The sequence below is a fragment of the Actinomadura sp. NPDC049382 genome (assembly GCF_040677125.1).
Classification (GTDB): domain Bacteria; phylum Actinomycetota; class Actinomycetes; order Streptosporangiales; family Streptosporangiaceae; genus Spirillospora; species Spirillospora geliboluensis.
In genome coordinates this window covers 1-22,151 of record NZ_JBFARO010000132.1, presented here as the reverse complement: position 1 = coordinate 22,151, position 22,151 = coordinate 1, and the positions used below count along the sequence as shown (strand labels likewise).

Annotated in this window: 21 protein-coding genes, 1 pseudogene and 1 riboswitch; of the genes and pseudogenes, 12 read left to right on the top strand and 10 right to left on the bottom strand. The window is 73.6% G+C overall.

What is annotated here, in order from left to right:
- Nucleotides 1–245, top strand: a pseudogene (locus AB0K34_RS39440) (PLP-dependent aminotransferase family protein); the annotation flags it as partial.
- 21 nt (nucleotides 246–266) lie between these two features.
- Here the strand turns inward: AB0K34_RS39440 and AB0K34_RS39435 are convergent.
- The 4 genes from AB0K34_RS39435 to tsaA form a co-directional block, all read right to left on the bottom strand.
- Nucleotides 267–2,765 carry a mannose-1-phosphate guanyltransferase gene (locus AB0K34_RS39435; RefSeq protein WP_138636865.1) on the bottom strand — a complete coding sequence of 833 codons (2,499 nt, stop codon included), beginning with the start codon at nucleotides 2,763–2,765 and terminating at the stop codon, nucleotides 267–269.
- On the bottom strand, nucleotides 2,762–3,454 hold the full coding sequence (locus tag AB0K34_RS39430; RefSeq protein ID WP_274704610.1) for a CDP-alcohol phosphatidyltransferase family protein: 693 nt from the start codon (nucleotides 3,452–3,454) through the stop codon (nucleotides 2,762–2,764). The genes AB0K34_RS39435 and AB0K34_RS39430 overlap by 4 nt, the downstream gene beginning before the upstream one ends.
- Before the next feature lie 202 nt (nucleotides 3,455–3,656).
- Nucleotides 3,657–4,820 (bottom strand): sensor histidine kinase, encoded by a 1,164-nt coding sequence (locus AB0K34_RS39425; protein WP_205719262.1) that lies wholly within the window; start codon nucleotides 4,818–4,820, stop codon nucleotides 3,657–3,659.
- 56 nt (nucleotides 4,821–4,876) lie between these two features.
- Nucleotides 4,877–5,299: a tRNA (N6-threonylcarbamoyladenosine(37)-N6)-methyltransferase TrmO gene (tsaA, locus tag AB0K34_RS39420; RefSeq protein WP_138636866.1), complete on the bottom strand. Its 423-nt coding sequence runs from the start codon at nucleotides 5,297–5,299 to the stop codon at nucleotides 4,877–4,879.
- Nucleotides 5,300–5,387: 88 nt separating this feature from the next.
- Nucleotides 5,388–5,501, top strand: a riboswitch (TPP riboswitch).
- On the opposite strand from tsaA, the gene thiC reads away from it, so the two are divergent.
- Both thiC and AB0K34_RS39410 read left to right on the top strand, forming a co-directional pair.
- Entirely contained in the window at nucleotides 5,497–7,221 is a 1,725-nt protein-coding gene (thiC, locus tag AB0K34_RS39415; RefSeq protein ID WP_301176093.1) for a phosphomethylpyrimidine synthase ThiC, read from the top strand. Its footprint overlaps the riboswitch before it by 5 nt.
- Nucleotides 7,222–7,392: 171 nt before the next feature.
- Nucleotides 7,393–8,049, top strand: coding sequence for a TetR/AcrR family transcriptional regulator (locus AB0K34_RS39410; RefSeq protein ID WP_240807651.1), 657 nt, complete (start codon nucleotides 7,393–7,395; stop codon nucleotides 8,047–8,049).
- Nucleotides 8,050–8,061: 12 nt separating this feature from the next.
- Here the strand turns inward: AB0K34_RS39410 and AB0K34_RS39405 are convergent, their stop codons facing one another.
- A complete protein-coding gene (locus tag AB0K34_RS39405) occupies nucleotides 8,062–8,898 on the bottom strand; it encodes a metallophosphoesterase (protein ID WP_138636868.1) in 837 nt (278 codons plus the stop codon).
- Nucleotides 8,899–9,024: 126 nt separating this feature from the next.
- Between AB0K34_RS39405 and AB0K34_RS39400 the strand changes: the two genes are divergently transcribed.
- A complete protein-coding gene (locus AB0K34_RS39400; RefSeq protein ID WP_138636869.1) occupies nucleotides 9,025–9,999 on the top strand; it encodes a DUF1838 family protein in 975 nt (324 codons plus the stop codon).
- 69 nt (nucleotides 10,000–10,068) lie between these two features.
- Here the strand turns inward: AB0K34_RS39400 and AB0K34_RS39395 are convergent, their stop codons facing one another.
- Both AB0K34_RS39395 and AB0K34_RS39390 read right to left on the bottom strand, forming a co-directional pair.
- Nucleotides 10,069–10,572, bottom strand: a complete 504-nt coding sequence (locus AB0K34_RS39395; protein ID WP_138636870.1) for an anthrone oxygenase family protein — start codon at nucleotides 10,570–10,572, stop codon at nucleotides 10,069–10,071.
- An 18-nt stretch (nucleotides 10,573–10,590) separates the two neighbouring features.
- Complete coding sequence (locus AB0K34_RS39390) at nucleotides 10,591–11,430, bottom strand: NAD(P)H-binding protein (RefSeq protein WP_138636871.1); 840 nt, start codon at nucleotides 11,428–11,430, stop codon at nucleotides 10,591–10,593.
- An 82-nt stretch (nucleotides 11,431–11,512) separates the two neighbouring features.
- Here AB0K34_RS39390 and AB0K34_RS39385 point away from each other — a divergent pair, with 82 nt between their 5' ends.
- On the top strand, nucleotides 11,513–12,454 hold the full coding sequence (locus AB0K34_RS39385) for an AraC family transcriptional regulator (protein ID WP_138636872.1): 942 nt from the start codon (nucleotides 11,513–11,515) through the stop codon (nucleotides 12,452–12,454).
- A gap of 47 nt (nucleotides 12,455–12,501) precedes the next feature.
- Here AB0K34_RS39385 and AB0K34_RS39380 read toward each other — a convergent pair whose 3' ends face one another.
- Nucleotides 12,502–13,635, bottom strand: a complete 1,134-nt coding sequence (locus AB0K34_RS39380) for a carbohydrate kinase family protein (protein WP_240807652.1) — start codon at nucleotides 13,633–13,635, stop codon at nucleotides 12,502–12,504.
- A gap of 67 nt (nucleotides 13,636–13,702) precedes the next feature.
- The gene (locus AB0K34_RS39375) at nucleotides 13,703–15,046 is read right to left on the bottom strand and encodes a hypothetical protein (RefSeq protein ID WP_138636873.1); all 1,344 of its coding nucleotides are present in this window, start codon (nucleotides 15,044–15,046) and stop codon (nucleotides 13,703–13,705) included.
- Between the two features lie 129 nt (nucleotides 15,047–15,175).
- On the opposite strand from AB0K34_RS39375, the gene AB0K34_RS39370 reads away from it, so the two are divergent.
- The 6 genes from AB0K34_RS39370 (at nucleotide 15,176) to AB0K34_RS39345 (ending at nucleotide 19,337) form a co-directional block, all read left to right on the top strand.
- The gene (locus AB0K34_RS39370; protein ID WP_240807653.1) at nucleotides 15,176–15,907 is read left to right on the top strand and encodes a GntR family transcriptional regulator; all 732 of its coding nucleotides are present in this window, start codon (nucleotides 15,176–15,178) and stop codon (nucleotides 15,905–15,907) included.
- 77 nt (nucleotides 15,908–15,984) lie between these two features.
- Nucleotides 15,985–17,421: a PTS ascorbate transporter subunit IIC gene (locus AB0K34_RS39365; protein ID WP_138636874.1), complete on the top strand. Its 1,437-nt coding sequence runs from the start codon at nucleotides 15,985–15,987 to the stop codon at nucleotides 17,419–17,421.
- 40 nt (nucleotides 17,422–17,461) lie between these two features.
- Entirely contained in the window at nucleotides 17,462–17,764 is a 303-nt protein-coding gene (locus tag AB0K34_RS39360) for a PTS sugar transporter subunit IIB (RefSeq protein ID WP_138636875.1), read from the top strand.
- Nucleotides 17,761–18,246: a PTS sugar transporter subunit IIA gene (locus AB0K34_RS39355; protein ID WP_364553835.1), complete on the top strand. Its 486-nt coding sequence runs from the start codon at nucleotides 17,761–17,763 to the stop codon at nucleotides 18,244–18,246. The genes AB0K34_RS39360 and AB0K34_RS39355 overlap by 4 nt, the downstream gene beginning before the upstream one ends.
- Nucleotides 18,239–18,988 (top strand): sugar isomerase domain-containing protein, encoded by a 750-nt coding sequence (locus AB0K34_RS39350; protein WP_138636877.1) that lies wholly within the window; start codon nucleotides 18,239–18,241, stop codon nucleotides 18,986–18,988. The genes AB0K34_RS39355 and AB0K34_RS39350 overlap by 8 nt, the downstream gene beginning before the upstream one ends.
- 91 nt (nucleotides 18,989–19,079) lie before the next feature.
- On the top strand, nucleotides 19,080–19,337 hold the full coding sequence (locus AB0K34_RS39345; protein WP_138636878.1) for an EF-hand domain-containing protein: 258 nt from the start codon (nucleotides 19,080–19,082) through the stop codon (nucleotides 19,335–19,337).
- Nucleotides 19,338–19,404: 67 nt separating this feature from the next.
- Here the strand turns inward: AB0K34_RS39345 and pgi are convergent, their stop codons facing one another.
- Nucleotides 19,405–21,051 carry a glucose-6-phosphate isomerase gene (pgi, locus tag AB0K34_RS39340; protein ID WP_138636879.1) on the bottom strand — a complete coding sequence of 549 codons (1,647 nt, stop codon included), beginning with the start codon at nucleotides 21,049–21,051 and terminating at the stop codon, nucleotides 19,405–19,407.
- Between the two features lie 191 nt (nucleotides 21,052–21,242).
- Here pgi and AB0K34_RS39335 point away from each other — a divergent pair, with 191 nt between their 5' ends.
- On the top strand, nucleotides 21,243–22,037 hold the full coding sequence (locus tag AB0K34_RS39335; protein WP_138636880.1) for an acyl-CoA thioesterase domain-containing protein: 795 nt from the start codon (nucleotides 21,243–21,245) through the stop codon (nucleotides 22,035–22,037).
- Nucleotides 22,038–22,151: the final 114 nt, after the last annotated feature.

The window sequence follows — 22,151 nt, the reverse complement described above, 5'->3', positions numbered from 1 at the left end:
GGCCGCCCGCCTACTTCCGCTGGTGGGACCTGCCGGCGCGGTGGCGGGCGGAGACGTTCGTGGCGGCGGCCGCGCGGCGCGGGATCGCCGTCACCCCGGCCGCGGCCTTCGTCGTGGGGACGGGCGCGGCGCCCCGCGCGGTCCGCGTCGGCCTCGCGTCGCCGCCCCTGGACGCCCTGGCGCGCGCGCTGGACGCGCTGGCCGAGATCGCCGCCGGGAGCCCCGACGACATGCCTGTGGACTGACGCCGCCCTAGGGACGCGCCGTCAGGAGCCCGCGCGTTCGACGACCGCGGCCCACTCCTCCAGGAGCGCCTGGGCGGCGTCGGCGTCGGGCCCCTCGGCCCACAGGTGGGTGACCGCCTCCGCCGGGTCGGGCAGGACGAGGACCCAGCGGCCGTCGTCCTCGACCACGCGGACGCCGTCGGTCGTGTCGATGGTGCGGTCGCCGGCGGCCTCCACGACGTGGCGCATCACGCTGCCCTTGGCCGCCCACGGGGTCGGGACGGAGCGGCGCAGCAGATGCGCGTCGGGGATGCGGCGGTCGATCTGGGAGAGCGTCAGCCGCGTCCGGGCGACGAGCCCGACGAGGCGGACGAACGCCGCGATCCCGTCGACGGTGCCGCTGAACTCGGGCATCAGGAACCCGCCCCGGCCGTCGCCCGCGAAGATCACGCTGGGCTGCGCGGCGGCCTTGGTGAGGACGTCCTGGGACGTGGACGTCCACTCGACCTGCACGCCGTGGAACCGGCAGACCTGCTCGGCGACCCGCGTCGTCGTCACCGGCAGCGCCACCTTGCCGCCGCGCCGCTCGGCCGCGACCAGGTCGAGCATCACCAGCAGGGCCCGGTCGTCGCCGACCAACTCGCCGTTCTCGTCCACCAGGGAGATCCGCTCCCCCACCGGGTCGAACCGGACGCCGAACGCGGCTCGCGACGACGACACCAGCTCGCCGAGCCGCTCCAGGTCGCGCATCCGCTCGGCGAGCGTCTCGGTCGGGTTCGCCTCGTCCAGCCCGGCGTTGCGGGTGAGGACCTCCACGCCGACCTTGCCGAGCAGGTTCGGCAGCACGAGCGAGGCGACGCCGCCCGCGCAGTCCAGGACGATCTTCAGCCCGGCCTCGCGGACGCCGCGGATGTCGACGCGGCGCAGCAGGTCGCGGGTGTAGGTCTCCACGACGCGCGGCGGGTAGGTGAGCTCGGCGATCTCGCCGGGGAACGCCCGGCGGTACTCCTGGCGGCCGAAGACGCGCTCCAGCTTGCGCTGCGCCGCCTGGGACAGGTCGGCGCCGCCCGCGTCGAGGAACAGGATGTCGACGCCCTGCGGGTCGCCGAGGGTGGTGCGGATGTAGATGCCGCCGACGGCGTCCTCGCGGCCGGTCTCGAACCGGGCGACGGTCAGCGGTGTCGCCTCCAGGTCGTTGACGTTGATGGCGCTGGCGGTCAGCGCGCTGTTGACGGCGCGCTTGAGGGTGCGGGCGGCGCGGGAGACGTCGCGTCCGGTGACGACCGTGGTGCCCTTCTTGAGGGTGGTCGCGTAGGCGCTGGCGAGCCGCACCGCCAGCTCGGGCGTGATCTCCACGTTGACGAGCCCGGACACGCCGCGCGGCCCGAACAGGTTGCGCTGGCCGCGCGACTCCCAGATCACGCTGGTGTTGACGACGGCGCCGGCCTCGATGGTCTTGAAGGGGTAGACCTTCACGCCGCTGGAGACGTACGCCTCGGCCTCGATGACGCATTCGTCCCCGATGACCGCGCCCTCCTCGACGCGGGCGCCGGCCATGATGTCGGTGTTCTTGCCGACGACGCAGCCGCGCAGGTTCGTGGACGGCGCGACGAACACGTTGTCGTGGACGACGGCCCGGTGCAGGAACGCGCCCTCCTTCACCACGACGTTGCTGCCGAGCACGGTGTACTCGCGCAGCTCGACGCCGGCCTCGACCTTGGCGTAGTCGCCGATGTAGAGCGGGCCCTTGAGGACGGCCTCGGCGTCCACCTCGGCGCCCTCGGCGACCCAGACGCCCGGGGACATCTCGAAGCCGTCCAGCTCGATCCCGACCTGGCCCGAGAGCATGTCGGCCTGGGCCTTGAGGTAGCTCTCGTGGGTGCCGACGTCCTCCCAGTAGCAGTCGGCCACGTACCCGAACAGCCGGGCGCCCTCGGCGAGGAGCTTGGGGAACACGTCGCCGGACCAGTCGACGGACTCCCCCTCGGCGACGTGTTCGAGGACCTCCGGCTCCATCACGTAGATGCCGGTGTTGACGGTGTCGGAGAACACCTGGCCCCAGGTGGGCTTCTCCAGGAACCGCTGGACGCGGCCCTCGTCGTCGACGATGATGATGCCGAATTCGAGGGGGTTGGGGACCCGCTTCAGGCCGATCGTGACGAGCGCGTCGTTCTCCTTGTGGAACCGCACCATGTCGGTGAGGTCGATGTCGGTGAGCGCGTCCCCGGAGATGACGAGGAACCGGTCGTCGCGCAGCGCCTCCTCGGCGTTCTTGACGCTGCCGGCGGTGCCGAGCGGGATCTCCTCCGTCGCGTAGCTCAGCGACATGCCGAGCTCCTCGCCGTCGCCGAAGTAGTTGCGGATCAGCGCCGCCAGGAACTGCACGGTGACGACGGTCTCGGTGAACCCGTGCCGCTTCAGCAGCCGGAGCACGTGCTCCATGATCGGCCGGTTGACGAGCGGAAGCAGCGGCTTGGGCTGGTTGGCGGTCATCGGACGCAGCCGCGTCCCCTCGCCTCCCGCCATCACGACGGCCTTCATCGGGGGGTCTCAGCTCCCTTCTGGTCGCCGGCCGCCGGTTTCGCCCCCGGCCCGGCCCCGTCCGGCCCGGGGCCCGGCCCCGGTTCCGCACCCGGGGACGGGGGCGCGGCGCGGCCGGCCAGCACCAGTTGCCGCGTCTGCGCCCAGTAGAGGACGGCGGCCCACCAGTACAGGCCCGTCCCCCAGATGGCGAAGGACCATCCGGCGACCTTCGCCGCCGTCCCCGCGCCGCCGTCGTGGTCGCCCAGAAGCAGCAGCGGGAACGCGTACAGCAGGCACATGGTGCCCGCCTTGCCGATGAAATGGACGGGCAGCGTGCCGCCGTACCCGAGCCGCCGGATGATCGGCGCGATCGGCAGGATCGCGAACTCCCGCGCGACCAGCACGACCACCAGCCAGAGCGGGATGATGTCGCGGATGGTCAGCCCGACGAGCGTGGCGAGGATGTAGAGCCGGTCGGCGGCGGGGTCGAGCACCATCCCGAGCTTGCTCGTCTGGTTCAGCGCCCGCGCCAGCTTGCCGTCCAGCCAGTCGGACAGGCCGGCGAACACCAGCACGCCGAGCGCCCACCAGTCCGCCTCGGCGAGGACGAGCCACAGGAACAGCGGGACGCCCACCAGCCGCGCCATGCTGAGGACGTTGGGCACCGTGAATATCCGGTCCTGCGGGGCCTCTCGCACTGTGCTCACCGACGCGTTCGCCTCCCCTGGTCCCCTTGATCCTGACCCTACCGGTAAGGGGTTGAAAGCCCCCGATGGCGTCCGGCCCCTGAACCGAGGGTGCCCGCCGGCGGCACCGTTCCGGCACCGGCCAGCCGAGTCGGGAGGTTCCCGGCGGACGGGTCGAGCGGGGCGAAGCCCCCGCCGCGGCGCCCGCCCGGCCCGGCGCCGGTCACCGCGGGCTGACCGCGTCGGCCAGCGGAAGGACCGCCGTGACCACGAACCCGCCGCGCTCCCCCGGACCCGCGTCGAGCGTGCCGCCGACGCTGCGCGCCCGCTCGATCATCCCGAGGATGCCGAAGCCGTCCGGCGCGGCCCCGGAGGGCCCGCGGCCGTCGTCGGCGACCCGGACGAGGAGGCCGCCGGCATCCCGCTCCAGGGTCACCGTGGCGCGCTTCGCGGCGGCGTGCTTGACAATGTTGGTCAGGGCCTCCTGGACGATCCGGTACGCGGCGACGCCGACCTCCGGCGGCAGCCCGGCCGCGAGGCCGCCGTCCGACAGCTCCACGTCGATCCCGCTGGCGCGCGCGGCCCGCACGAGGTCGGCGATGCCGTCCGGTCCGGGCAGCGCCCCGGACGAGCCGACGTCGGTGCCGCGCAGGACCTGCAGGGTGCCGCGCAGCTCGGTGCGGGCGTCGCGGCAGGTGGCCGCGATCGAACCGAGCGCGTCGGCCAGCTCCGCCCGGTCGAGCGGCCGGTCGCCGCGCACGAGGTGGGCCGCCGCGCCCGCCTGCACGCCGATCAGCGTGATGCTGTGCGCGAGGAGGTCGTGCAGATCGCGGGCGATCCGCAGCCGCTCCTCGGCGACCCGCCGCCGCGCCTCCTCCTCGCGGGTGCGCTCGGCCCGCTCGGCCCGCTCGGTGATGGTCGCGAGCCGCGCGCGGTGCACCCGCCACACCTGGACGGCGATCACCACCGACACCACGGCCTCGATGACCGCGACCTGCTCGCGGACCGAGCTGCCGCCCGCCCGCATCGCCATCCCGATCACGCACACGGCCAGCAGGAACGCCACGACGCTGAGGACGACCCGCACCCGGCGCCCGAGGACCGCGTAGGCGAACAGCGCGATCACCTCGGCGGGCACGAGCGCGTGGTGCTGGTACTGGGCCAGGTGGTAGGGCAGCACGAGCACGACCAGGGCCACCAGCCCCGGCGCCGGCCACCGCCTGATCACCGCGAGCGGCGCGTGCGCCGCGACCAGCAGCAGCGCGCCGACCGCGTCCAGTTCCCGGACGCCGGGCCAGGCCACCGCGGCGGCGGCCGCGACCCCCGCGAGCACCGCCGCGAGCACGGCGTCCGAGACCGTCGCGTTCAACCGGGGCAGCGTCACCACCCGTCCATCTTCCCCGACCTCCGCGATCAGCGCACACCGCCCCTGGCGGGGCGGGGCTATGCGCCCGCTTCCCGGGCGAGGATCGGCTTGACGTCCAGGATCGGGGTGCCGTCCAGGGCCTCCAGGTCGCGGACGCGCACGCGGCCGCCCTCCACCTCCAGGATCTCCACGGGGTGGAGCCCGATCGGGTTGGGGCGGTCCGGGGACCGGGTGGCGAACACGCCGCGCATCGGGGTGGACGGGTCGTCGCGCGGGTGCACGCGCAGGACGTCGCGGGGCGACAGGTGCAGCCAGGTCAGCACGAAGACCCGGTCGCCCGGGCTGAGGCCGTCCAGCGCCGGGAGCACGGCCGGCTCGAAGACCAGCCACGCCTCGGGCGCGCCCTCGGCGCCCTGCTTGGGGGCCGACGCCCGGTCCGTCAGCGTGGACGAGACGCGGCCGACCGGGGTGAGCGCGAACTCCTGGTGAGAGTCGATCATGCCCCGATCCTCTCAGTCGTCGCGCGGGCGCGTTCTACCCCGGCCCGGCCGGTTGCGGCAACGGGGGCCGTCCGGGTTAGCGTCGGGGGCGACAGATCGCGGGGGTCCGGCGAACCGGGCTGAGATAGCGGCTGAGACGGCCGCTGACCGCATGAACCTGACCGGGTAATGCCGGCGTAGGGAGAGATCGAGTCGTCATGACACAACGTGTGGTTCCAGCCGCCCGCAAGACCTACCTGCAGGGCTCGCGCCCGGACGTGCGGGTCCCGATGCGGGAGGTGCCGCTCACCAACGGCGACGTCGTCGTCCTGTACGACACGTCAGGGCCGTACACCGATCCGGAGCAGCGGACGGACGTCCGCCGGGGGCTGCCCGCGCTGCGGGAGCCGTGGATCGCCGAGCGCGGCGACACCGCCCCGTACGAGGGGCGGGCGGTGCGGCCGGAGGACGACGGGCGGAAGGCGGCGCCCGTCCGGGAGGACGTCCTGCCGCGGCGGCCGCGGCGCGCGACCGGCGGAGCGGTGACGCAGCGCGCGTACGCGGCGCGCGGCGAGATCACGCCGGAGATGGAGTTCGCCGCCCTGCGGGAGGGGGTGCGGCCGGAGTTCGTCCGGGACGAGCTGGCGGCCGGGCGGGCTGTGCTGCCCGCGAACGTCAACCACCCGGAGGCCGAGCCGATGGTCATCGGCCGGAACTTCCTGGTGAAGGTGAACGCCAACATCGGCAACTCGGCGGTGGCGTCGTCGATCGAGGACGAGGTCGAGAAGATGACGTGGGCGACCCGGTGGGGCGCCGACACGGTCATGGACCTGTCGACCGGGCGGGACATCCACACCACGCGGGAGTGGATCCTGCGGAACTCGCCGGTCCCGGTCGGAACCGTCCCGCTGTACCAGGCGGTCGAGAAGGTCGGCGGCGACCCGGCGGAGCTGACCTGGGAGGTCTTCCGGGACACGGTGGTCGAGCAGGCCGAGCAGGGCGTCGACTACATGACCGTCCACGCCGGGGTGCTGCTGCGGTACGTGCCGCTGACGGCGCGCCGCAAGACCGGGATCGTGTCCCGGGGCGGCTCGATCATGGCGGCGTGGTGCCTGGCGCACCACGAGGAGAACTTCCTCTACACCCGCTTCCGGGAGCTGTGCGAGATCTTCGCCGCCTACGACGTCACCTGGTCGCTCGGGGACGGGCTGCGCCCCGGCTCCATCGCCGACGCCAACGACGAGGCGCAGTTCGCCGAGCTGCGCACGCAGGGCGAGCTGACGAGGATCGCGGCCGAGTACGGCAACCAGGTGATGAACGAGGGGCCGGGCCACGTCCCGATGCACAAGATCAAGGAGAACGTGGACCGGCAGCAGGAGTGGTGCGACGGCGCGCCGTTCTACACGCTCGGGCCGCTGACCACCGACATCGCGCCCGGCTACGACCACATCACCTCGGCGATCGGCGCCGCGATGATCGGCTGGCACGGCACGGCGATGCTCTGCTACGTCACCCCGAAGGAGCACCTCGGGCTGCCGGACCGCGAGGACGTCAAGGCCGGCGTCATCGCCTACAAGATCGCGGCGCACGCCGCCGACCTGGCCAAAGGGCATCCGGGCGCGCAGGCGTGGGACGACGCGCTGTCGGACGCGCGGTTCGACTTCCGCTGGGAGGACCAGTTCAACCTCTCGCTCGACCCGGACACCGCCCGCGCGTTCCACGACGCGACGCTGCCGGCGGCGCCGGCGAAGACCGCGCACTTCTGCTCGATGTGCGGCCCGCACTTCTGCTCGATGAAGATCACCCGGGACGTCCGGCGGTACGCCGACGAGCGCGGGCTGGACGGCGAGGCCGCGCTCGAAGCGGGAATGCGCGAGAAGGCGGCGGAGTTCCGGGCCGCCGGCGGGCGGGTGCAGCTGCCCCTGTCGCCCGGCCCGTCCTGATGTAAGCGCAGGTCGGCGCGGGCCCGGCGCGGACCGTTCCGCGGCGGGCCCGCGCATCCCGGCGGGGCCCGGGGTGCGCGGCGCGGCTAGTATCAAGGGACCGTTCCAAAGCCGCGGATCCCCCCGAATCGCCGCAGGCCCGTCCCCGCCGGGAAAGGACCGACCACTCACGTGACCAGCGACGACACGCCGAAGGCCCCCGCGCGCGCGATGCGCGCCGACGTGCGCCGCAACCGGGCGCGGCTGCTCGCCGCGGCCCGCGAGATCTTCGAGCGCGACGGGGCCGGGGCGTCCCTGGAGGCCGTCGCCCGGCAGGCCGGCGTCGGCATCGGGACGCTCTACCGCCACTTCCCCACCCGCCAGCACCTGCTGGAGGCGCTGCTCGCCGACGGCTACGCGGAACTGGCCGCGAGGGCCCGCGAGCTCCTGGCCGACCCCGCGCCCGGCGAGGCGCTGCTGACCTGGCTGCGCGCCTTCGCCGCGCAGGTGGCGGCGTACCAGGGGCTGGCCGCCCCGGCCGTCGCGTCGCTGCGGGACGAGGTGACGTTGCGGAACGAGATCGCACAGCGGGACGAGATCGCCCAGCGGGACGAGAGCACGCCGCGGGACGAGCGCTCGGAGCCGGCGCCCTCGCGGCGGGCGATGTGCGAGGCGGCCGAGGCGCTGTTCGCCCGCGCGCAGCGGGCCGGGGAGACGCCGCCGGAGGCGGTGTTCGCCGACGTCCTGTGGCTGACCGGCGCCATCGCGGCGGTCACCGAGCGGGAGCCGGAGGCCGCCGGGCGGCTGCTGTCGCTCGCCGCCGCCGGCATGGTGCCCGGCCGGACGTAGCCGCTTCGCCGGTCAGCTCGTCTCCGGGACGGGCAGGATCCGGCGCGGCCCGCGCGGAGCGCCGCTCCATTTGCGCCATTCGCGCGGGTAGCCGACCGACACCTCGATGTGCGGGATTCCGCCGGTCCAGATCGTCCGGGGAATGTGCAGGTGCCCGTACACCACGGCCACCGCGCCGAACCTGGTGTGCCAGTCGGCGGTGCGCTCGGTGCCGCACCACTGCGCGAACTCCGGATACCAGAGGACGCGGGTGGGCTCCCGGACCAGCGGCCAGTGGTTGACGAGCACGGTCCGCGTCCCCGGTTCCAAGGCCGCGAGGCGCTGCTCGGTGTAGGCGATCCGCGCGTCGCACCAGGCGTCCCGCGTCGGGTGCGGGTCGGGGTGCAGGTAGACCTCGTCGGTGCACACGACGCCCGCCTCGTGGGCGATCTCGAGCGCCTCCTCCTTGGTGGACGCACCGTCCGGCCGGAACGTGTAGTCGTAGAGGAGGAACAGCGGTGCGATCGTCACGGGCCCGCCCTCGCCGTCCCAGACCGGGTACGGGTCCTCAGGGGTGAGCACGCCGAGGCCGCGGCACATGTCGACGATGCGCCGGTAGCGGTCCTCCCCGCGCAGCTGCACCGGGTCGTCCTTGACCGTCCACAGCTCGTGGTTGCCGGGGACCCAGAGCACGGCGGCGTACCGCTCGCGCAGCGTGCGGAGCGTCCACTCGACGTCGGCGAACCGCTCGGCGACGTCGCCGGCGACGATCAGCCAGTCGTCCGCGGACCCGGGCCGCAGCCCGTCGACGAACGCGCGGTTCTCGGGGAATCCCACATGCAGGTCGCTGATCGCGTAGACGCCGCCCATCCAGAGATCGTAAGCCCCGGGCGGACGCCGCACCGGGGCCCGCCCCCGCCGGTGGGGGCGTGACGCCGGGGCCGCGGGGTGCTTGCATGGCGTGATCTCCGTCTCACGAGCCACCGAGGAGTCCGCATGCGACGACCGCTCACGGCCCTGCTCACCGGCGCGGCCGCCGCCGCCCTGCTGTGGTCCGTGCCGGGGGCGGCGGCCGCCCGCCCCGTCTCCGGACCGTCCGCCCCCGGGCCGCTGTACGCGCAGGTCGAGGACCGCGACACCCGCCTCCAACTGCAGGTCCTCGGGCGGCCGGACGGCAAGGACATGCTGTACCGCATCTCCGGCTACGTGTACGCCGACGTGCCGGGCGACGCCCTGGCGCCGCGCCTGCGGCACGGGACGCGGCTGTTCGGGTTCGAGGGCTACAACATCCGGCGCCTCTACCGCGAGCCCGGCACCAACAAGCTGTACCAGCTGAGCCGCGAGGTCGTCTTCTACACCGATCCGCAGGACCCGGCGAAGGTGCTGAGGGAATGGCGCAACCCGCTCGACGGGAGGACGTATCCGCTGGTGCCGGTCAACAACGACGACGTCGACTTCGGGCCGTTCCCCATCACGCCGCAGTTCCGGCTCGGTCCGCTCAAGGACGTCGGGCGCAACCTCGCCCAGGTGTCCGACATCCCGCCGCGCACCGACATCGAGGCCCTGACCGGTGACGACTTCGGCCTTCCCGGCGGCGTCTACACCGCCTGGGAGATGTTCGACTTCTACATCGGGAAGCGGGAGGCGGCGCGGCGGGCGCACGGCGTCCCGAAGGGGGCGATGGAGGTGGCGAACAGCTGGACGCGGTCCAGCCCGTTCGTCCCGTCGATGTGCGTCCCGGAGAAGGACACCCGCGCCCGGCTCCTCTTCCACGCGCGGAGCTGGACCCTGGACTCGTGGGACGACCTGGAGCCCTGGCTCAAGGCCGAGGTCGAGCGCGACTACCCCCTCTACAAGAAGGCCCCCGGCGCGCCGGCGCCGTCGGAGACCTCGTGGACGTCCTTCTACCGCAAGCAGCTCCAGAACGGCGCCCTCACATGGGCCGAATGGTGCGCGCGGAACGGCAGGTGAAACGGCGAAGCGGCCCGCGTCCCCTTCCGCAGGGGCGCGGGCCGCTTCCGCGTTCAGCTGCCTAAGGGGTCAGTTGTTCTTGCCCCAGTAGTAGACGCCCAGGCTCATCGCGAGCACGCTCGCCCAGCTGAACACGGCGCGGACGGTGTTCCAGGCGGTCCAGCGGCCGGAGTAGTCCGACCAGAGCTTCGCCGCCTCGGCCATGTCCTTCGGGATCGCCGCGGCGTCCAGGTCGTTGTTCATCGGGATGTTCACGGCGAAGCTCGGGACGAGCGCGCCCACGAAGTAGACGCCCGCCGCGACGAAGAACAGGATCGCCGCCGACTTCTGGTCCAGCGTGAGCAGCAGCACGCCCGCCGCGGCGGCCAGCACCGGGACCAGCAGGAACATCGCCACGAACACCGGGTTCTGGATCTTCTGGTTGATGCCCTGCATCGCGTCGATCGCCGAGCCCGGCCGCGCCGCGTTCAGGCCGGGCATCACGCCGGTCGAGAAGCCGAAGAACGTCCCGGCCATGCCGGCCGCCATGATGAGGGAGAGCGTCACCGAGACGCCCGCGAGTGCCGATTTCATCGTCGTGCCACCTTCGGGTCAGAGGGTCCAGATGCCGCTGTCCGCGGTCTCCCGCGCGTAGTCGGCGAAGTCGCGGGGGGCGCGGCCGAGCGCCCGCCGGACGCCGTCCGCGGGACGGGCGTTGCGGCCGTCCAGGACGGTGGTGAACAGGTACGTCAGGAAGCCGATGACGTCGTCGGGCAGGCCGTGCTCCTTGAGGGCCGCCGCGTAGTCGTCCGCGCTCACCGGGACGAAGGCGATCTCCCGTCCGGCCGCGCGGCCGATCTCCGCGACGGCCTCGGCGAAGGTGAGCGCGCGGGGGCCGGTCACCTCGTAGACCTCGCCCGCGTGGCCGTCCCGGGTGAGCGCCGCGACGGCCACGTCCGCGATGTCGCCGGCGTCCACGAACGGCTCCGGCACCTCGCCCGCCGGGAGGACGACCTCGCCGGCGCGGACGGGGTCGAGGAGGTAGTCCTCGCTGAAGTTCTGCGCGAACCAGCTCGCCCGCACTACCGTCCACTCCAGGCCCGACGCCCGGACGATCCCCTCGCACTCGGCCGCCTCGGGCTCGCCCCGGCCGGACAGCAGGACCACCCGCCGCACGCCCGCCGCCACCGCCTGCGCCGTGAACGCGGCGATGGCCTCCGGCGCGCCGGGGGCCGCCAGGTCCGGGTAGTAGGACAGGTACACCTTCTCGACGTCCCGCAGCACGGGCGCCCAGGTCGCCTCGTCGGCCCAGTCGAAGGCGGGCGAGGCCGCCCGCGAGCCCATCCGGACCGGGACGTCCAGGGCCTCCAGCCGCTCCACCACCCGCCGGCCGGTCTTGCCGGTGCCGCCGAGGACGAGGGTCAGGCCGTTTTCGATCTCCGTGTTCGTCATGCCCTCAAGTCAACCGGCGGGCACCTTCGGCCACCATCGTCGAGAAGCTCGCCCGCATACGCGAGCGTCTAGGCTGGCCGCCATGGACGCGCTCACCGACCTGCTCGACGGCCCGCGCGCCCGCGGCGCGTTCATGCTGCGGGCCACCCTCGACCCGCCCTGGTCGGTCCGCATCCAGGACGAGGCGCCGCTGACGCTGCTGTCCATGGTCAGGGACGACGCGTGGCTGATCCCCGACGAGGGCGAGCCGCAGCGCGTCGGCCCCGGCGACATGGTCGTCTTCCGGGGCCCCGACCACTACACGGTCAGCGACGACCCGGCCACCGAGCCGCAGATCGTCATCCACCCCGGGCAGCGCTGCACCACGCCCGACGGCACGAGCCTGTCGGAGGCGATGGACCTCGGCGTCCGCGCCTGGGGCAACGACCCGGCCGGGACGTCGGTGATGCTGATCGGCACCTACCAGATGCGCGGCGCCGTCACCGGGCGGCTGCTGTCCGCGCTGCCGCCGATCGCGGTGGTGCGCGGCGACACCTGGAAGTCGCCGCTCGTCGACGTGCTGGGCGAGGAGATCGGCCGGGACGAGCCCGGGCAGGAGATCGTCCTCGACCGGCTCCTCGACCTGCTGCTGATCGCGACGCTGCGGGCCTGGTTCTCCCGGCCGGACGCGCAGGCCCCCGGCTGGTACCGCGCCCACGGCGACCCCGTCGCCGGCCCCGCGCTGCGGCTGCTGCACGACGACCTGTCGCACCCGTGGACGGTCGCCGACCTCGCCGCCCGGGTCGGCGTGTCCCGGGCCGCGCTCGCGCAGCGGTTCGCGAAGCTGATCGGCGAGCCGCCGATGGCGTACCTGACGGGGATCCGGCTGGCGCAGGCCGCCGACCTGCTGCGGGAGAGCGACGCGACGCTGGACTCCATCGCGCGCCAGGTCGGCTACGGCACCGCGTTCGCGCTGAGCACCGCGTTCAAGCGCGAGCACGGCGTCAGCCCGCAGGAGTACCGCGCCGGCGCCGTCCCCGCCTGACCGGCCGGGCGTGCCGGCCGGGCATGCCGGCCCGCCGTGCGGGGCGGTCAGTGCTCCTTGCGGAGGGTGGGCTCGGCGCGGACGGGCGAGTCGTCGGCCGCGTCCGGGATGAACGGGACGACGAACGCGTACTCGGCCAGCACCGACTCCGGCACCTCCCCCGACTCGCCGAACGCGGCGATCTCGCCCCAGCACGGCGAGCCGAGCGAGCCGCTGCGGTGCCGCACCGACAGCCCGGCGCACAGGTTGGCGAACCGCAGCCGCTCGGCGAGCGGCAGCCCGGCGAGGGTGGCGAACACGAACCCGGCGGCGAACACGTCGCCGGCGCCGGTCGGGTCGAGGGCCTCCACGGGCAGCGCGCCGACCTCGGCCCGCTCCCCCGACGCCGAGTCGATCGCGATGGCGCCGTCGCCGCCGCGCTTGACCACGACCACCGGGACCCGCTCGGCGAGCGCGGCGGCCGCGTCCGCCGGGGTGGCGGTGCGGGTGTAGGCCATCGCCTCGGCCGCGTTCGGCAGGAACACGTCGACGTGGGCGAGGCGGTCGAGGACCTCGGCGGGCCAGGCGCCGGTCTGGTCCCAGCCGAGGTCGCCGAAGACCAGCGCGCCCCGGGCGCGCATCCCGGCCGCCCACGGTGGCACCGGGCGGTCGACGTCGACGAAGCAGGCCCGCGCGTCCGGCGGCGGGCCGCCGAGGTCGTCCAGCGGGGCGGGGACGGGCTTGGCGAACGTCACCATGCTGCGGTCGGAGTCGTAGGCCATCGACACGGTGACGGGCGTCGACCAGCCCCGCACGCGGCGCGACAGCCCGAGGTCGACGCCCTCCTGCTCGGCGAGGGTCCGCCACAGGTAGGCGCCGAACATGTCGTCGCCGAACGGCGCCGCCAGCCCGACCCGCAGGCCGAGCCGGCTCATCGCGACCGCGATGTTGGCGACCCCGCCGGGCGCCGAGCCGAGACCGTCGGTGACGATCTCGGTGCCGGGCGGCGGCAGCCCCGGCAGCCCGGTGAAGATCATGTCCATGAAGACCTGGCCGGACAGGAACACGTCCAGGCCCGGGCCGCCCCCGCCGGCGCGCAGCCGCTCCCCCGCCGGCTCCCGCTCCGCGCAGGGGTCGGCGAGGGACGGCTCGGGCGCCCGGCCCGGCGCGGTCTGCTGAGTCACCGCGGTCTGCTGAGTCACGAGGCCCCCCGTGGCGAGGCGTGGGCTTGGTCCCCCGGACCCTAGCCCCCGCCTCCGACATCGACTGCTACTCCGGAACGTACAACCGGATGTCGTCCACCTGCGCCTTCCCCTCGTAGAAGTTCATGTGCGGGTCGCCGATCATGAACCGGTCGGGGTAGGCGGACCCGGCGGGCCAGGTGCCCCGGTCGACGAGCGTGCCGCCCGGTCCCGTCCAGGTCCAGTCGGCGTCGAACCGGCCGTCGTACTCCTCCGGCCGCTGGTTGTAGTGCCAGATCGGCTCGCCGTCCTGGACGAACGCGCGGGTGTACCGGTAGGTGGCGCGGCCGACGTGCGCGAAGACCCCCGACATCTCCATCGTGTAGGCGCCGTCGCGGCGCTCGATCGCGAACGTGTAGGGCTCCTGCGGCAGCAGCTCGGGCCGGAGGTCGACGGTGGAGACGATCGCGCCGGCCTTGCGGTGCCCGCACTCGCTGTCCATCAGGTACTCGGTGCCGGGCATCGCCGCGTACCGGCGGTCGTCGGTCATGAAGATCGCGTTGACGCCGTTGCCCGTCCCGGCGGAGTAGGGCTCGTACTCGCCGGTGGCGGGGTTGCAGTACAGCAGCCCCTTTCCGGTGTACTTGTAGCGGTTGTAGCTGTCCATGGCGACCTTCCGGTGGCCGTGGACGAAGACGTTGTTGTGCGGGGCCACCTGCCGGTAGTCCATGATCGACATGTAGTAGAAGCCGTTGGAGTCGGTGCGGACGTCGGCCCACTCGCACTCCGGCCGGGAGAAGTCGCCGCCCGACGCCCACGGGAAGTTGGTCTTGCAGCCCTCGGGCGAGTAGCCGTTGATCCGCCCGTCCGGGTAGTCCCACAGGCCGTTGCGCTGCCCGCCGAAGTCCAGGCCGCGCAGCGTCATCTCGACGCGGTACTCGGCGGGCAGGTCGCGGGTGGAGCGGATGACGACGCCCGCCTGGTGCGCCGGCTCGTCGATACGGGCGACGCCCTTGCCGGACGTGAGCGTCGGCGGCCGGTCCGGGCGCCCGTCGCCGTCGGCGTCCCGCGCGGCGAGCTCGGCGGTGAGCCAGCCGCGCTGGCCGAAGGTGAACGACTGCCGGTAGGTCTTCATCTTCGCGAGCTGCTGCCGGAAGGCGGGGCCTCCGACGGTGTCGAAGTAGGCGCCGTCGTTGTCGTACATGTCGACGTTGTAGGGGCTGGACGGGCCGTCGCCGTCCGGCCGCCACGGCGCCTTCGCGCTGTCCAGGTGCCGGTTGAACGGTTCGGCGGCGACCAGCCGCCACCCGTCGCGGGCGGCGGGCGGGCCGGCGCCGGGGCCGCCGGCGGCGTGCGCCGGCGCCGTGCAGAGGGCCGCGGGCAGGACCAGGGGCAGCGCCATCGCCAGGGCGCCGCGTGCGAGTTTCCTCATGGCGACGACCGTCGCACGGGCCGCCCGGCGGCGACCAGGGCAAACATCGCCAAAGTGGTATTGACCAGTCACCACAATCGGACATACGGTGTGCAACGACAGGAACAACGTCAAGAGGAGGTGAACGGCGTGCCATCCGCCGGTGAATCCCGCTCCGGGAGCACGAAACGGCAGGCGGTGCGCCGGGAACTGCTGGCGATGCTGGACGGCCTGGACGTGGGGGACGCCCTCCCGTCCGAGCGCCGGCTCGCCGCGGACCTCGGCGTCTCGCGGCCGACGCTGCGGCAGGCCATCGACGGCCTGGTCGCCGAGGGCCTCCTCGACCGGCGGCACGGGAGCGGCACCTACGTGGCCGAACCCCGGATCGCGGTGTCGCTGACCATGACCTCCTTCACCGAGGACATGATCAGGCGCGGGATGAAGCCGGGCGGGCGGGTCCTGTCGTTCCGCACCGAGACGGCGGGGGCGCGGATCGGCAGGCGGCTCGCCCTCTCCCCCGAGGAAGAGGTATTTACCATTCGCCGGCTCCGGCTGGCCGACGAGGCGCCCATGGCGATCGAGACCCTCTACATGCCGCGGTCGCTCATGCCCGGGCTGCGCAGGCACGACCTGGAGGGGCGGTCGTTCTACGACCTGCTGCGCGGCGCCGGCATCGTGATCGCCTCGGGCACCGAGACGATCGAGCCGACCGTCACCACCGCCGAGGAGGCCGCCGAGCTCGGAGTGCCGGTGCACATGCCGGCGTTCCTGTTCGAGCGGATCACCCGGGACGCCGACGGGCGGCCCCTGGAGTACGTGCGGTCCCTGTACCGCGGCGACCGCTACCGCCTGGAACTGGACCTGCGACCACCGAACCACTGACCAACCGGACGATCGTCCAGCGCGCTGACGGGGGCGACAGCGCACCACCACCCCCCGGGAAGTGAGGCGACTTCACCATGGACGTCATCAAGGACATCCTCACCTTCCTGGCCGACAACGTGTTCGGCCAGGTGCCCATCCTCATCGGTCTCATCACGCTGATCGGGCTGATCCTCCAGCGCAAGCGCTTCGAGGACGTCTTCGCGGGCGCGCTGCGCGCCACCATCGGCGTCGTCATCCTGTTCATCGGCGTGGAGGTGTTCACCGGCGGCCTGACGAGCTTCCAGACCGTCCTCGCCAGCGCGATGGACACCACGCCGCCGAAGGCCGACAACACCCTCGCCGACTTCCTCACCAAGCAGGGCGGCACGGTCGCGCTGGTCATCACGGTCGCGTTCCTCGTGCACGTGCTGGTCGTCCGGCTGTTCCCGGCGGCCCGCTACCTGTACCTGACCGGGCACCTGATGTTCTGGATCAGCACGGTGACGGTGGCGTCGCTGGTGACGATCGCGCCGGACGCCGACCAGCTCACGCTGGTGCTGTGCGGCGCCGGGTTCGTCGCCGCCTACTGGACGCTGCAGCCGCTGTGGATGCGGCCGCTGATGCGCCGCGTCATGCCCGACGACCGGTTCGGGTTCGCGCACACCAGCTCGCTCGCGTGCCTGATCACCGGGTACGCCGCGCGGCCGCTCGGCAGCCGCGAGAAGCACGACACCGAGAAGCTGAAGCTGCCCCGCCAGCTGTCGTTCTTCAAGGACGTCAACGTCAGCACCGCGCTGATCATCACGGTGATCATGCTGGTGGGCGTCGCGCTCGCCGACGACGGCGTGGTGGCCAAGGCCGCCGCCGAGATGGACGAGAAGCTGTCCCCGTGGGTGTGGGCGGTCCTGGTCGGCCTCCGGTTCGCGGGCGGCATCGCGATCCTGCTGTTCGGCGTGCGGATGTTCCTCGGCGAGATCGTCCCGGCGTTCAAGGGGTTCAGCGACCGGGTCATCCCCGGCACCCGTCCCGCGCTGGACGCGCCGACCGTGTTCCCCGTCGCGCCGACCGCCGTCATGGTCGGGTTCGTCTCGTCCACCGTCGTGTTCCTGGTCTGCCTCGGCGTGTTCGCCGGCGCCGGCTGGTTCACCCTCGCCCCGCCCATGATCATGCTGTTCTTCGTGGGCGGCGCCGCCGCGCTGTTCGGCAACGTGGTGGCGGGCTGGCGCGGCGCGGTGCTGGGCGGTGTGATCTCCGGGCTCGTCCTCGCGGTCGGGCAGGCCGTCACCTGGGGCCTGTACGAGAAGACCGCGCCGGAGCTCGCCACCCTCGCCGACCCCGACTGGTACGCGATCGCGTGGCTGCTGAAGGCCGTGGAACCGGTCGCCGGCGGGAACGCGGTCTGGGCGGTGCCCGCCGTCGCGCTCGCCGCGATGGTCGCGTCCCTGCTGCTGCTCGGCCGGGCCGAGAAGCGGCGGGCCGGCGCCGCGGACGGGGACGCCGCGCCCGAGGACACGGCCCCGGCGCGGGCCTGACCGAACCGAGTAGAGAGCCGATCGAGAGAGAAGGACCGAGATGGCACTGGACCGGCAACTGGAGATCCTCGCGGTCTGCGGCGTCGGCATGGGCTCCAGCCTGATGCTCAAGATGACCGCCGAGGACGCGCTGCGGTCGCTCGGCGTCGAGGCGCGGGTGGAGAACACCGACGTGTCCACGGCGCGCGGGATGTCGCCCGACGTGGTGATCGGCCAGGGCATGCACACGAGCGAGATCGCCGACCTCGCGCCCGTCGTGATCACCGTCAGCGACTTCCTCGACAAGGAGGGACTCGAAGCGCAGCTCAGGGAGCGCCTCACCGAGCAGGGATGGCTCTCATGACGTCTCATTCTGAGGGGGCGACCCCCCAGGCCCCCCGGCAACAGCCCGTGGTGATCGCGGCCACGGACGGCGTCGAGGCGGCCGACTGGCGGGAGGCCGTCCGCAAGGCGGCCTCCGCGCTGGTCGACGCGGGCGCGGCGGGCGAGGGCTACCCGGACGCGTGCGTCCGCGTCGTGGAGGAGAACGGCCCCTACATCGTGCTGACCAAGGGCCTGGCGCTCGTCCACGCCCGCCCCGAGGAGGGCGGGCTGGCGGTCGGCGTCGGCGCGACCCGGCTGGCGTCGCCGGTCGAGTTCGGCCATCCTGACAACGACCCGGTCGACCTGCTGCTCGCCTTCTGCACGCCCGACCCCGACGCGCACGTCGGCGTCCTCGCCGGGCTGGCGCGCGCGCTGTCGGGCGGCCTGGCCGACCGGCTCCGCGCCGCGTCCGGCCAGGAGGACCTGGCCCGCATCCTGAAGGAGGCCGTGCCCGATGCCTGAAGCCACCCGGACGCAGCTCCCCGACCGGGTGCGGACCCTGCTGGACGACCTCGACGAGACGTCGGGCAAGGCGATCGACGCCGCGGCGGCGCTGCTCCTGGAGTCGGTCGAGGCCGACGGGATCGTGCACGTCGCCGGGGCGGGGCACTCCCTCGCCATGGTGTTCGAGACGTTCTACCGGGCGGGCGGCCTCGCCGCCGTCCGCCCGGTCTGGGACCCCGGTGTGCTCCCGCTCGACGACGCGCTGCGCAGCACCCGCGTCGAGCGGGAGGCCGGAGTGGGGCGCGCCGTGGCCGCGGCGGCGGCGCCCGCCCCGCCGGACGTGGCGGTGGTGTTCTCCACCAGCGGCCGCAACCCCTACCCCGTCGAGGTGGCGGCGGAGTGCCGGGCGCGGGGCGTGCCGGTCGTCGCGGTGACCTCGGCGCGGGCCGCGCGGGGCGCGGCGGCGCGGACGGCGACGGCGCTGGCCGACCACGCCGACATCGTGCTGGACACCTGCGTCCCGCCCGGTGACGTGCTGCATCCGGCGGCGGCGCCGCGCACCGCGGCGGCCTCCACGATCCTCGCCGCGTACGCGTGGGCGCGGGTGCTGGCCGCGCTGGACGACCTCGCGGCGGCGCGCGGCGCGGAGCTGCCCCGCTGGACGAGCGCGAACGTCCCCGGCGGCGACGAGGTGAACGCCGCGCTGCTCGCGCGCTACCGGCACCGCGTCCCCGAGCTGACGGGGGATGAACACCCGTAAACCTGGGCACTTCCTGCGGCGTTTCGCATATGGCCCGGCTCGCTCCCTATGACATGATGCGTGGCTACCATCGGACAGAACGAGGAGCGAGATGACGACACGACCGACCGAGGACGACCTTCTTGCGCTGTTCACTCGCGCGGACCTCGGCGGCGACCAGAAGCTCGACCTGATGGAGTTCACGCTCGTCCTGGACGAGCTGGGCCTCGCCTGGACGCGCGCCGAGACGCAGGACAGGTTCGAGCGGGCGGACGGCAACCTCGACGGGTTCATCTCCTACGAGGAGTTCCGCGCGATCATGAAGTCCCAGGGCTGGGCCGAGGGGCCGCTGCCGGGCGCCCGCGCCTGACCAGCGGCTGAACGGAACGGGGCCCGCCGGCATGTCCGGCGGGCCCCTTCGGCGTTCGCGGCGCGGGTCAGACGCGGCGGCCGCGCAGCTCCCGGTACCGGCGCACCAGCGCGGCCGTGGACGGGTCGGGCGCCCGCACGGGCGGCTCGTCCGAGGTGAGCGCGGGCGCGAGGTCCATCGCCATGACCTTGCCGAGCTCGACGCCCCACTGGTCGAAGGAGTCGATGCCCCAGATCGTCCCCTCGACGAACACGATGTGCTCGTAGAGCGCGACGAGGGACCCGAGGGTCTTCGGGGTGAGCTTGGGCGCCAGGATCGTGCTGGTCGGCCGGTTGCCCGGCATGACCTTGTGCGGGACGACCGCGGCGGGCGTCCCCTCGGCGGCGATCTCCTCGGCGGTCTTGCCGAACGCGAGCGCCGACGTCTGCGCCAGCATGTTCGCGGTCAGCAGGTCGTGCATGCCCGCGGGCCCGTCGACGGCGGGGTCCTCGAAGGGCTCGGCGAAGCCGATGAAGTCGGCGGGGACGAGCCGGGTGCCCTGGTGCAGCAGCTGGTAGAAGGCGTGCTGGCCGTTGGTGCCGGGCTCGCCCCAGAAGATCTCGCCGGTCTGCGCGACGACGGGCGCGCCGTCGGCCCGCACCGACTTGCCGTTGGACTCCATCGTGAGCTGCTGGAGGTAGGCGGGGAAGCGGGCCAGCCGCTGGCTGTAGGGCAGCACGGCGCGGGTCTGCGCGCCGAAGAAGTCGGTGTACCAGACGCCGAGCAGGCCCATCAGCACCGGCATGTTCGCCTCGAACGGCGCGGCGCGGAAGTGCTCGTCGATCTCGCGGAACCCGGCGAGCATCTCGCGGAACGCCTCGCCGCCGATCGCGATCATCAGGGACAGGCCGATGGCGCCGTCGAAGGAGTACCGGCCGCCGACCCAGTCCCAGAAGCCGAACATGTTGGCGGTGTCGATGCCGAACTCGGCGACCCGCTCGGCGTTGGTGGACACGGCGACGAAGTGCCGGGACACCGCCCCGGCGTCGCCGAGCCGGTCGACGAGCCACCGCCGCGCGACCTTGGCGTTGGTGAGGGTCTCCAGCGTCCCGAACGTCTTGGAGCTGATGACGAAGAGGGTCTGCTCGGGGTCGAGGCCCGCGAGCTTCCCGACGATGTCGGCGGGGTCGATGTTGGAGACGAACCGGCAGGAGATGCCCGCGTCGGCGAAGTCGTGCAGCGCCTCGTAGGCCATGGCGGGGCCGAGGTCGGAGCCGCCGATGCCGATGTTGACGACGGTCGTGATCCGCTTGCCGGTGAACCCGGTCCACTCGCCGGAGCGGACGCGCCCGGCGAAGTCGGCCATCTTGTCCAGGACGGCGTGCACGTCGCCGGCGACGTCCTGGCCGTCCACGGTGAGGGCCTCGCCGGGCGGGAGCCGCAGCGCGGTGTGCAGGACGGCGCGGTCCTCGCTGACGTTGATGTGCTCCCCGGTGAACATCGCCTCGATCCGGGCGCGCAGCCCGGCCCGCTCGGCGAGCGCGACGAGCAGCCCCACCGTCTCGCTCGTGGCGCGGTGCTTGGAGTAGTCCAGGTGGAGGTCCCCCGCGGCCACCGTCATGCGGTCGACGCGCCCCGGATCGTCCGCGAACAGGTCGCGCAGGTGCCGCCCGGCGAGCGCGGCGTGGTGCTCGGCCAGCGCGGACCACTCGGGCGACTCGGTGATATCTGCCATTGCCTCTCTCATCTCCTCGCGGGGCGGGCGCCGATCCCCCTGGGCGCCGTCCCCACGGCGATCATAGGTCGACCGCGCGTGACCGTATCAGGGTCGTCCCCCGCCGCGCAGGGACCGGCCCCGGATGCCGGCGGGCGCCCCGCCGCCGAGTAGGGTCGCGCCACGGCGCCGGTCCCCCCACGAGGAGCACGATGAGCGACGGCATCACGCGGATGTTCGAGCTGGCCCCGCTCGGCGGGGACGCCTTCCTCGCCACCTCGCCGTCGGTGGGGCGGCCGCGGCTGTTCGGCGGGCAGGTCGCCGGGCAGAGCCTGCGCGCCGCGTGCCTGACCGCGGACGGCCGCCCGCCGCACTCCCTGCACGCCTACTTCATCCGCCCGGGGACGCCGGACGAGCCGCTGCGCTTCGACGTGGCCCGCACCCGCGACGGCCGCTCGTTCTCGACCCGGCACGTCACCGCGAGCCAGGGCGGCAAGCCGATCCTGGAGCTGATCGCCTCGTTCCACGCCCCGGAGGACGGCTTCGACTGGCAGTTCCCCGGGCCGCGGGGCGTGCCCGCGCCGGAGGGGCTGCCCGAGCCGGTGCTGCCGTCGTTCTTCAAGCACCCGGTCGGCTTCGACATCCGGGTGGTGGACCCGCCCGCCGACGGCGAGTTCCCGATGCCGCACCCGTTCTGGATCCGGGCGTCCGCCCCGGTCGGCGACGACCCGGCGCTGCACGCGTGCCTGATCGCCTACCTGTCGGACATGGCGGTGGTGAGCAGCGCCCGCGCGCCCGGCTCGCCGCGGCGGCTCGCCACGGCCGTCACCCTGGACCACGCGATGTGGTTCCACCGCCCGCCGCGGGTGGACCAGTGGCTGCTGTACTCGGTCGACCCGGTCACCAACCACGGCGCCCGCGGCCTCGCGCGGGGCACGCTCCACACCATGGACGGAACGCTCCTGGTCTCGGTGGCCCAGGAGGCGCTGCTGCGCCCGGAGTCCTGACCGGCGTCAGGCGTCGGCACCGGCGAGGGCCGGGATGGGCTGCGCGGCGGGGGCCGGGGCGGGGGCGGCCGTACGGGCGCGGCGCAGGCGGGCCAGGCCGTAGGCGGCGGCCAG